The 11,795-nt window shown below is 66.7% G+C and carries 5 protein-coding genes; 1 reads left to right on the top strand and 4 read right to left on the bottom strand.

From position 1 onward, the window contains the following. The first annotated feature begins 296 nt into the window (after positions 1-296). Positions 297-797 (top strand): peptidylprolyl isomerase, encoded by a 501-nt coding sequence (locus QH195_RS27965; RefSeq protein ID WP_280422526.1) that lies wholly within the window; start codon positions 297-299, stop codon positions 795-797. Positions 798-865: 68 nt separating this feature from the next. Here the strand turns inward: QH195_RS27965 and QH195_RS27960 are convergent, their stop codons facing one another. The 4 genes from QH195_RS27960 to QH195_RS27945 all read right to left on the bottom strand — a co-directional run bounded on the left by QH195_RS27960 (position 866) and on the right by QH195_RS27945 (position 11,303). Continuing rightward, entirely contained in the window at positions 866-2,410 is a 1,545-nt protein-coding gene (locus QH195_RS27960) for an acyl-CoA carboxylase subunit beta (protein ID WP_280437593.1), read from the bottom strand. Beyond that, positions 2,407-7,881 (bottom strand): polyketide synthase Pks13, encoded by a 5,475-nt coding sequence (gene pks13 / locus QH195_RS27955; RefSeq protein WP_280437592.1) that lies wholly within the window; start codon positions 7,879-7,881, stop codon positions 2,407-2,409. Before pks13 ends, QH195_RS27960 begins: the two co-directional genes overlap by 4 nt. Before the next feature lie 306 nt (positions 7,882-8,187). Then, positions 8,188-10,098, bottom strand: coding sequence for a long-chain-fatty-acid--AMP ligase FadD32 (gene fadD32 / locus QH195_RS27950; protein ID WP_280437591.1), 1,911 nt, complete (start codon positions 10,096-10,098; stop codon positions 8,188-8,190). 185 nt (positions 10,099-10,283) lie between these two features. Then, positions 10,284-11,303, bottom strand: a complete 1,020-nt coding sequence (locus QH195_RS27945; protein WP_280422523.1) for an LLM class F420-dependent oxidoreductase — start codon at positions 11,301-11,303, stop codon at positions 10,284-10,286. Between the last annotated feature and the right edge of the window lie 492 nt (positions 11,304-11,795).

Here is an 11,795-nt window from a genome sequence, read left to right as displayed (position 1 = left end):
TGACTATCGCTGCGAGACGCGCGACCCGTAAATCCCTCGGCTAACCCCTCGGCCCCGGCTCGGGTGGCGTCTTCGTCAGAACTGCGGTGGCTACTTCTGGCACGCTGGCATGCTACTTGGGCGCACCGCGCCCGGCCCGCTGATACCCCGGCGCGTACCCGGCGGAACGAAAACACTCCAGGCGAACAGGGCATAAAAAGTGGCGGAACGGGGTAAAGAGGGGCGGCTGGCACAATCGGCCCGGAAATCACCCCCTTATGCGCGGGGTACGGCGGCGGTAATGGAAAGGTAGGGGCATGACCAAGGTGAATCTCGAGACGAACTACGGAACCATCGGCCTCCAGCTGGACGAGGCGAAGGCGCCGGACACCGTCCGCAACTTCGTCGAATACGTCGAGTCCGGACACTACGACGGCACGATCTTCCATCGCGTGATCCCGGGCTTCATGATCCAGGGCGGCGGCTTCGACGGTCAGATGCAGCAGAAGCCCACCAAAACGCCCATTCAGAACGAGGCCGCCAACGGCCTCAAGAACGACAAGTACACGGTCGCGATGGCGCGCACCAACGACCCGCATTCGGCGACGGCGCAGTTCTTCATCAATGTCGCCGACAACGATTTCCTCAACCACACCCAGCCGGCGGGTCAGGGCTGGGGTTACGCCGTCTTCGGCGCCGTCACCGACGGCACCGACGTCGTCGACGAAATCGCCAAGGTGTCGACCTCGTCGCAAGGTATGCACCAGGACGTGCCGACAAAAAACGTGGTGATCGAATCCGCGTCCATCGTCGGCTGAACTCGGGGTCTCGCAGCGGTTCGGGTCGCGCCGGCGCCGTTATCCGGCGCGACCCGAACCGCAGCCCGTCACAGCGGCAGCAGATGGTGTTTACGCGGGTTGCGGATCACCGTCTTGTCGCGCAACAGTTGTAGCGCGCGGCGCAGTTCCAGCCGGGTCTGCGCCGGCTCGATCACCGCGTCGATGAAACCGCGTTCGGCCGCCACCCAGGGCGTGGCCACGGTGGCGTTGTAGAAATCGACGAGCTGCTGGCGAACGGCCGCTTTCTGGTCCTCCGGCGCGGCGGCGATCTGGCTCGCCCCGATCAGGCTCACCGCGCTTTCCGCGCCCATCACCGCGATACGAGCCGTCGGCCAGGCAAGATTCACGTCGGCACCGCACTGCTTGGACCCCATCACGGCGTACCCGCCGCCGTAGGCCTTACGGACGACCACGGTCACCTTGGGCACCGTGGCCTCCACGAACGCGAACAGGAATCGGCCGCCGCGTTTGATGACGCCGATCTTCTCCTGTTCCACACCCGGCATGAAACCGGGGGTGTCGACCACGAGCACCAGCGGGATCTCGTAGGCATCGCACAACCGGATGAAATGCGAGGCCTTGTCCGAGGCACGGGCGTCGAGGGCCCCGGCGTACACCATCGGCTGATTGGCGACCACGCCCACGCTGCGACCGTCCACCCGGGCGAAACCGGTGATGATGTTCTTCCCGGCTTCCGCGCCGTATTCGTGGAAGGCACCGTCGTCGAAGATCCGCAGCAGAACGTCGTGCATGTCGTAACCGGCATTATCGGAATCCGGGACGATCGAGTTCAGTTCCCGGTCGCTGTCGGTGACCTCCGGTTCCAGCCCCGGATTGACGACCGGCGGAAGCTCCTGGCAGCTGGTCGGCATATACGACAGGTATTCGCGCACCCAGGCGAAGGCCGCGGCCTCGTCCTTGGCGATGTGATGGATATTGCCGTACTGGGCCTGCGCGTGCGCGCCGCCCAGCTCTTCCAGGCTCACGTCCTCGCCGGTGACCTCCCGGATCACCTTCGGACCGGTGACGAACATATGCGCGGATTCCACCGCCACCACGACATCGGTGTTGATAGGCGAATACACCGCGCCGCCCGCACAGTTGCCCAGAATCATCGAAATCGTGGGCACCATCCCCGAAAGCGGCTCCTGCCGGGTGCTCAGCTCGGCGTACCAGGCCAGCGAGGACACCGCCTCCTGCACGCGGGCGCCGCCGGAATCGTTGATCCCGATCATCGGGCAGCCGACCTTCGCGGCGTACTCCATGATCGCGGCGACCTTACGGCCGAACATCTCGCCCACCGACCCGCCGTACACGGTCTGGTCGTGGGAGAACACCGCCACCGGGCGGCCGTCGACCAGCCCGTGCCCGGTGACCACACCGTCCCCGTACAGCGCGGCCGGGTCGCCGGGCCGGCGTACCAGCGCACCGATCTCGGTGAAGCTACCCGGGTCGAGCAGCATGTTGATTCGGTCCCGAGCGCTGGGTATCCCCTTACGCGCCCGCTTCGCCACGCCGGCCTCGCCCGCCGGTTCCTGAGCGAGTTCCAGTCGCTTCCGCAGGTCGGCGAGTTTTTCGGCGGTAGTGCTCACTTGCTCCCTTTCACGCCCGATGAGTCGATCCGGGCGAGTTTAGCGGTGAGGTCCGCGCCGATTTTCCCGATCCTGGGCTCATCGATGATCTGCAGGTGGTCGCCGGGGATGTGGATGATTTCCAAGTTCGGCAAGTACTCGTCCCAGCCCCCGTTGGGTCGGCGCTCCGCATAACGGGGCTCCAGCTCGATCGCGCCATCGTGGTAGCGATCGGCCAGGTAGAGAACCACATCGCCGTCGTAATTCGCGGGCTGGACCTGCTGGAGTGCGCGGTTCTCGATCCATGACGTCTTCTGATGCTCGAGCACCCCGCCAGGAATCTTCGCACCGGTCATCTTGATCAGGTCACTGATCATCTTGAACTGTTCTTCGTCCGAAGAGTCGGCCAACTCTCGCAGCTGGTCGTCGTCGAGTTCACCTTCGATGTTGAAGGTCTTCTTGGCGAACACTTGGTACCGCTGGATGCGCCGGAAACGTTCCTCAGGACTGTTGCTCTCCGGTTCCGCGGGGATAGCGAGATCTATCAGACCGACAAGCCGCACGTCGGCGCCTTCGGCGCGAAGGATCTGCGCCACCGCCATGGCCAGCACAGCACCGAGTGACCAGCCGTAGAGCACGAACGGGCCGTCCCCTTGCAACTTGCGCAACTCCGGGACGTACTCGCGCGCACGTTCCTCGATCGAGCCCTCGGCTCGTTCGAGGCCGTACATCGGTGTGTTCTCGGGAAGCCGCTTGAGCAGTGGTTCGTAGACAAGCGTGTTCCCGCCCGCCGGGTGGAAGACGAAAACCGGCACCGCGTCGGATCCCTCGGCCCGCGCCCGCAGAGGACGGACGTATCCGTCGACATCAGCACCGCTGTCCTGGAGAGTGCGGACGATCTCGGCCAACTGCTCGATGGTTTCGCAGTCCAGCACATCATCGACTGTGATTTCCGCACCAACGCGGTCGGTGAGCCGGGCCGCAAGTTTCTCGGCAGTGTCCTCGTCGAGGATAGGCAGGGTGTTGAAGATGCCACCGGCCGATTCGCCGGTCACCATCGCCCAGGATGCGTAGGTCAGCCGTTCCGCGGCGTCACGTGGCGGAACGTTCTCCTCATCCGCGGACCCGGCTGCTCCGCCACCGAACACCGCCGCACCTGCGGCCGGGGCAGATTTCACCGGAGCCGGCGGCGCGACCGCGGGCTGCTGCATCGCACTGCGTGCGGAGTCCGTTCCCGTAGCGGCGCCACTGGCTTTCGCGCCGTTCGCCGCCGCACCGGGAAAGTGGTTTGTGGTGGCGTCACCTGTTTTCACACCCTTCGGGGCCGCACCGGAATCTGCCGTCCCGGCAGGGCCGGCGATTTCCGATTCGGTTGCGGCAGGTGCCGTTTCCGCTCCCGCGGCCGGACCGGCCGCTGCCGTATCGGAAGCGGTTTCGGCAGGTCCGTCGGCCGCCGGCCCGGTGGCCGCATTACCGGCCGTCGCCTGGTTCAGGGCCGCGACCGGATCCTGCCCCGACTCCATGGCCGCCTTCGCCGCTTCGACGAAATTGTCGTCCACATTGAGCGCACCGGATTCCCCGGCGGCCTGCTTCTCCGCCATCTCCCGCACCTCGTCGCGGTGCTCGATCGCATAGCGCAGCACCTTCCCGACCTCGTGCAGGCTGGCATCGCGTACCGCCGAAACCTGTAGTTGCGGAATATCGAATTCGTATTCGACCCGGTTCTTGATCCGCATGGCCATCAGCGAATCGAGCCCGAGTTCCATGAGCGGGATCTCCATCGGCAGATCCTCGACCGCGTAGCCCATGGATTCGGCGACGATGAGCGCCAGCCGCTCCTCCACGGATTGGCCGCTGTCCGGATCCCAGCGATCGCCGAAACCGGCGGTGTCCACCGCGTCGAGCACCTCGGGTTCCGTGGCGACCGCCGGAGCAACCGCCGCCGCTTCGGCCGGGGCCGGAACGGCCTGGGCCGCACCGGAAGTGATCACCGCGTCGAACAGCAGCCGGAACTGCGTACCTTCGCGGGCGTGCACCTGCACCGACGCACCGCCGGGGTGCGGGGTGAGGGTGGTGGTCAGCGTCCCGGTCGCGGGCAACGGCGCGTGCGCGATGCTCGCGCCCACGTTCACATCGGTCAGTACCTGCCCGGCTGCCGCGCGTACCAGTGCCGGCAGTTCGTCCACCGCCGCGGCCTGTACCTCCCATACGTGCCGGCCGTCCGGGAGCGCGACCGAGGCGCCCGGCACCCGGGAGCTGCCGCCGGTGGACAGCGAACTCACCTTGGGCCAGTAGTGTTTACGAACGAACGCCGTACGCGGGATATCGGCGTAGGGCCCGGCCGGTACCAGCGAGGCCAGATCCACCGAATGGCCGTGCACGTACAGTTGCGCCAGCGCCGTGATCACCGCGGCGGATTCGTCTTCTTTACGTTTGAGCGTCGGGATGAGCTGGGCGTCGTGCAGGCCGGCGGCGAAGGTGGTGCCGAGTACCTGCATGAGCGCCACCGAGTTCGGGGCCAGTTCCAGGAACGTCGTGATCCCGGCATCGACCGCGCGTTTCACCGCGTTGGTGAAGTACACGCTGTGGCGCATGTTCTTCACCCAGTAGGACTCGGTGTGCACCGGGTCGTGACCGGGTGCGTAGTACTGCTCCTTGTCGACCGTGGAGTACAGCCCGACCTTCGGTTTCGTAGGCTCGATCCCGGCCAGTTCGGCGGCGAGTTCACCGAGCAGCGGATCCATCTGCGAAGTGTGCCCGGCGCCCTTGGTCTGCAGTACGCGGGCGAACTTCCCGGCTTCCTCGACCTTCGCGACGATCGCCGCGACCTGCTCCACCGGACCACCGATCACGGTGTTGGTCGGCGCCGCGTACACCGCGACCTCGATATCGGGGTACTCCGGCAGCATGGCGGCTATATCGTCGGCACTCAGTTCCACCAGCGCCATATTGCGGACATCGTCGTCGGTGAGCATCTGCTCGCCTTCGCGCATCAGGCGGGAACGCGCGCAGATGACCCGTACCGCGTCCTCCAGCGGCAGCCCGCCGCTGATGTACGCACCGGCCACCTCGCCCTGGGAGTGGCCGACCACCGCGGTGGGTTCGGCTCCGTGCGCCCGCAGCAGCGCGGCAAGCGCGACCTGGATGGTGAAGGTACCGACCTGGGACGTGCCGATATCCCAGTCCTGGGCATCGTCGAGCATCAGCTCACGCACCGAATAGCCGGCCTCGTCCTCGACCAGTTCGTCGACCTCGTCGACGGTGCGGCGGAAGATCGAATTCTCCTGGTAGAGCTGCTTGCCCATCTTGCGGTGCTGCGCGCCGAACCCGGCCATCACCCACATCGGCCCCTCGGCCGCGGGCGCGTCGGCGGTGAACACACCGGCACCCGGCTTACCGGCGGCGATCGCGCGTAGCCCGGCCACCGCTTCGGCGTGATCCTTCGCGAGCACGACCCCGCGGGACCGCCAGTGACTGCGTTTGGCCAGCGACCGGGCCACATCCTCGAGCGGAGTCCGCTGCCCCGCTTCGCTTTCCAGCCAATCGGCCAGGTCGGCGGCGGCGCGGCGGCGGCGCGAGGGCAGGTAGGCGGAAACGGCCAGGATCACCGGCAGTGGTTCGGCGCGATCGGCCGACCACTCGGGTTCAGGTGCCGCCTCCGCGGTGACCGCTTCGGCTTCCGTCACCACATCGGTGGTCTCCAGGTCGAGTTCGGCGGCTTCCGCCGAGCTGTCGACAGGTTCTGCGGCCGCGGCGGACGGGGCCACGTACTCCTGGACCACGACATGCGCATTGGCCCCGCCGAACCCGAAACCGGAGATACCCACCGTGGCGGTACCGCTGTAACGCGGGAACGGTGTCGGTTCCTCGACGACCTTCAGCCGTGCCTGCTCGAACGGGATGTACGGGCTCGGTCCGGCGTAATTGATATTGGCGGGCACCACATCATTGCGGAACGCCATGATGACCTTGGCCAGGCTCGCCACACCGGCCGCGGATTCCAGGTGCCCGAAGTTGGTCTTTGCCGATCCGAGCAGGACAGGCGCGTCGGCGGCACGACCGGCACCGACCACACGACCCAGCGCCGCTGCTTCGATCGGATCGCCGATGGGTGTTCCGGTGCCGTGCGCCTCGACATAGTCGACGGTGGAGGGCACGATCCCGGCATCGCGATAGGCGCGGCGCAGCACATCTGCCTGGGCCTCCGGATTGGGCGCGGGCAGACCGTTGGACCGTCCGTCGCTGTTGACCGCCGAACCCTTGACCACGGCCAAGATGTTGTCGCCGTCCCGTTCGGCATCGGCCAGGCGTTTCAGCACGACCAGCCCGGCTCCCTCGGAACGCACCATACCGTCGGCATCGGCGGAGAAAGCCTTGATCCGGCCGTCCTTCGCGACGGCGCCGGCCTGGTCGAAGCCCAGCGTGATCATGGGTGCGAGGATCATGTTCACACCGCCTGCCAGGGCCACATCGGCATCACCGGCCCGCAGCGCCTGAACCGCCTGGTGCACGGCCACCAGCGTCGACGAGCACGCGGTATCCACCGCCACGGACGGACCGCGGAAGTCGAAGAAATACGAGACGCGGTTGGGGATGATGCTGGTCGCGCTGCCCATGATCTTGTACGCCTCGGCCGAGGCCGGGACGTTCGGATCCGTTTCGCTCAGGCTCATCGCGGCGAGCAGCTGGAAATCGCTGGTCGAGGTACCGATGTACACGCCGACCGATTCCCCGCGCAGATCGCTGGCCGGGATACGCGCATGCTCCAGCGCCTCCCAGGTGAGCTCCATCATCAACCGCTGTTGCGGGTCGATCCGCTCGACCTCGATCGGCGACATCGCGAAGAACTCGGCGTCGAAATCGGTGACTACGTCCTTGTCCAGGTAGCCGCCGCGGGTATTACCTGCTGCCACGGCCTGCGCGAACTCCGGTTCGCTCAGGAATTCCGTCCAGCGTCCCTCGGGGAGGTCGCGAATGGCGTCGCCGCCGTTCATCAGGAATTCCCAGGTCGATTCCGGGGTGTCGCCCGCGCCCGGCAGCCGGGTCGAAAGACCCACGATCGCGATATCGTGCGCTTCCCCCGGCGCGAACCCGGCGGTGTAGAACTGGTCGTCGGGGGCTTCGAGAGCGCTCTCCGGCGGGCCGTTGACGATCACCTCGGCCAGCGATGCGATCGTCGGATGTTGATAGATGATGGTGGGATCGAGTATCACGCCGGTGAGTTCCTCGATCTCGCCGCCGAGGGCCAGCGCATCGCGCGAGGCGAGCCCGAACTCCTCCATCGGCCGGTCGACGGTGATCTTGTCCACCGGCTGACCGGTGGCCTCGGCCACCCAGCGCCGCAACCACTCTCGTAGTTCGGCCACCGATATCTCGGATTTCGCGGCATCCGAGGCGGCGTCGGCCTCCGCGCTCGTCCCGGCGGCACCGCCCTCCTGCTCGACGGGAAGGTTCTCGGTCGTATCCGGCGACGTGCCCTCGTTATCAGCCATCAGTCCTCAAGCTACCTGTCTGTATGCGGTGCCTGGCAACAGCCTGCATCGCAGGGATGGGTGGACGGCAACCGCCGGCGCCGCAGTGGTCACGATGCCACCACCTCCGGCGCACGGCACGGGCCGCTGGGTTTCGTTCGGCCGCCCACCTGCGCCGATGCAGGTGAACACCGCGCGAAGCGGCGCTCGGCCGCCGCGCCGGTGGGGTGGTTCCGCCGCGTATTCGTGATCACGCTGCGTTACCTCCTCCGGCACTACGCTCAGCCGCCTATCATCCCGGACGCTGCATCACCGCGTCGACCGGGCTCATTCCTCAGGTGCATCGGGGAACGCCTGCTGCGTGTAACCGCCGCGCAGCGTGCCCTCGATATATGCCGCCTTGCAGGCACGCCGCGCGATCTTCCCGCTGGAGGTGCGCGGGATCGAGCCCGCGGGCACCAGCAGCAGATCACGCACCGTCACACCGTGGCGCTGGGAGATCGCCGCCCGGACCGCGTCCGCGATGGGCAGCGGATCGGCCTTACCGGCACCCGGGCCACGCTCGGCCACGACCACCAGTTGTTCGGAGGCGTCGTCGGCGTCGAATTTCAGGCCCGAATGGCTGCCCTGGGCGAAGACCACGGCGGGCAGCTGATTGGCCGGAACCGAGAACGCCGCGACGAACCCGGGCCGCAGCGCGCTGCTGGCTTCCTGGGCGGAGAATTCGAGGTCCTGCGGGTAGTGGTTGCGGCCGTCCACGATCACCAGATCCTTCACCCGGCCGGTGATGTAGAGCTCGCCGTCGAAATACACACCGTAATCGCCGGTGCGCATCCAATTCGCGTCCTCGGCGGCCCCCTCGGCGTGGCTGCCTTCCGGCAGTCGCTCGGTGACCTTGTTCCGGAAGGTCGCGTTGGTTTCGTCCTCGCGACCCCAGTAGCCGATACCCATGTTGTTGCCGTGCAGCCAGATCTCGCCGACATGCCCGTCGGGCTGCTCGCGCGGCGTACCTTCGATCGATTCTGGATCGACGATCACGGCCCACTGCGAGCGGGCGATATAACCGCAGCTCACCTGGGCGATCGCATTATCCGAGCCCGGTTCGACCTTCACCATCCGGCCGGCGTTGAGCTCGGCACGGTCGACATAGGTGACCTTGGCCTCGTCCTCCGCCTTGGTGGCCGATACGAACAGGGTGGCCTCGGCCATGCCGTAGCACGGTTTGATGGCCGTCTTCGGCAGGCCGTAGGGGGCGAATGCCTCGTTGAACTTCTTCATCGACGAGGTGGTTACCGGTTCGCTGCCGTTGATCAGGCCGATCACATTGGACAGGTCCAGCGATTCGCCGTTCTTCGGCAGCCCGCGCACCGCGGCATGCTCGAACGCGAAGTTCGGGGCCGCGGCGAAGGTGCCGGCTCCGTCGGAGGCGGCGGCGAGCTCCTTGATCCAGCGGTACGGCCGCCGCACGAACGAGGCCGGCGACATGATGGTGATGAACTTGCCGCCCACAGCGGGCAGGATCACGGTCAACAGGCCCATATCGTGGAACAGCGGCAGCCAGGTGACACCGCGCGAATTCCAGTCGAGATTGATGGCGTCGACCATCTGCAGCAGGTTGGTGCCGACGGCGCGGTGGGTGATCTCCACACCGGCCGGGGTACGGGTGGAACCCGAGGTGTACTGCAGGTAGGCGATATCGTCCACCGCGATATCCGGGCGCACCCAGCTCTCCCCCACGCTGTCCGGGATCGCGTCCACGGCGATGATGCGGGGGCGCTGCGCGGCGGGCAGCGAACGGAAGAACTGGCGCACACCGGCCGCCGAGGAACTGGCGGTCAGAATCGCCGACGGTTCGCAGTCACCGAGCACTGCGTGCAACCGGTCGGTGTGACCGGGCTCGTCGGGATCGAACAGCGGCACCGCGATCGCGCCGGCGTAGATGGCGGCGAAGAAGGAGATCACGTAGTCCAGCCCCTGCGGCGCGAGTACCGCCACCCGGTCACCGGGTTTGGTGACCTGCTGCAGTCGACCGGCCACCGCGCGCAGCCGGACCCCGAACTGCTGCCACGTCAGCTCGTGTACCTCACCATCGCGTTCGCGCGAATAGTCGATGTAGCGGTACGCCAAGGTGTTCGCGTCGTTGCGGGTGTGCTTCTCGACGTGGTCGACCAGGGTGCGATCATCGGGAATTGTGATGTTCCCGTTCTCGTCCAGGTAGTCGTCGAAAGTCTCGTCCATTCCTTCTCCTCCGAGGCGCACGTGGCAACGGCACGATAGCCGTTATTTACTGTGTGGCCCCGACTCGCTTTCGCCGCGGTGCTCTCAACAGAGAACTTTTCCCGCGGGTTCGGTGTGCGGTCTGCGCGGTGACCGCTATCGGCTAGATGTTCTCAAACCAGAGACATGTTACAGAGATGAGCTTCTCACTCCTCCCGGAGCAAGGGAATCACCGGCGCGAAAGCGTCCATCTGGGTCGGGTAGATGCCGACGTAGGACATACCGGTGAGCTGACGCACCCGGCGCACCTGGTCGGCGATCTCCTCGAACGTGCCGATCGCCACATACGGCGAGTTCAGCAACTGCTCGACCGTGAGCTGGACATCCACCTCGAGGTCGGGATGCAGACCGCGGTCCAGCGCCGACAGCGCCATTTCCGCCGTCTTCTCCCGGTCGTCGGTGATGACGATCGCGGTAATCGCCCAGTTGAGCTCGATCTGGGAGAACCGATCCCCGGCCGCCTCCTTGATCAGATTCACCTTCTCGATGGTCTTCTCGAGGGTGATTCCGGAGAGCAGGCCCTTACCCTGCGGCGTGGTGACCGGCACCACCGAGATGATGTCGGCGTGTTTTGCCGCCAGCTTCAGCATCCGCGGCCCACCACCACCGGTGCACAGCGGCGGACGCGGACCCTGCCGCGGCCGGGGCGTCCCCTTGATGCCGTGCACCTGGTAGTACTTGCCCTCGAAGGTGCATTCCTGCCCACGCAGCAGCACATCGAGAATGGTCAGCGTCTCGTCGAGTTTCGCCAGCCGGATTCCCGGGCGGTCGTACTCCAGCCCCGCCGCGGCGAATTCGTCGGCCTTCCAACCGGCCCCGATGCCGACCTCGAGCCGGCCCTTCGACAGCACGTCGATGGTGGCGAGGTCCTTGGCCAGCACCACCGGATGCCGGAAGCCGTTGGCCAGCACCGAGGTGCCGAGGCGGATCTTGTCGGTGGCCTGGGAGAGCGCGCCGAGGGCGGCGATCGGACCGATCTGGTCCCCGAGATGATCCGGCACCACGAAAGTGTCGTAGCCGTACTCCTCGGCCTGCTGCGCCGTTTGGATGAACTTGCGGGCGCCACCTTCCTGTTTGTTGCCCTCGCCCGCGGCGGCGAAGCGGAACTTTCGCAACGGCGTGCCCAGCGCGCTCAACTCATCCACCGGTGCGGCGGCTTCTGTCATGAACTCATGCTCCTGGATATCGGAAGTCACTGCGTATCCCGGCCGGCGCAGGGCCGGGACGCGCGATCACCAGCGCACTTTACAGCGTGCCGAGGGGGAAGGAACACGCTGCGTGCGGTGAATTGTCACAACACGCCGCCCGCAGTTCGCCACGCCAACCCGATACCGGCTCACCAGCGACAATTTGGCCTACTCGAGCCGAACGGTCTGCAGCAGGTGTCTGGGCCGCCACCCGCCGATTCACCGCCGACACCGCGGCCGCTCGTATCGCAGAACAAAATGCCCGGAGCGGCCCGTGAGGTGCCGCGCCCACGCCCCCCCGGTCCCCCCCCAACCCCCCCCCCCCCACCCCGCCCCCACACCCCCCCCCCCCCCCCGGCGCCCCCGGGCCCCCGCGCGCACGGGCGGAACTGTTCAGGAGTCGTCGCTGCGGGAAGTACGCGGCGAGCGGCCGGCCTGGTCGAGCGCACGCCGGAGCGCGAACTCGATCTG

It is taken from the genome of Nocardia carnea (assembly GCF_029868855.1).
Lineage (GTDB): Bacteria > Actinomycetota > Actinomycetes > Mycobacteriales > Mycobacteriaceae > Nocardia > Nocardia carnea_A.
The sequence above is the reverse complement of the archived record's forward strand: the minus strand, read 5'-3'. Positions and strand labels throughout refer to the sequence as shown.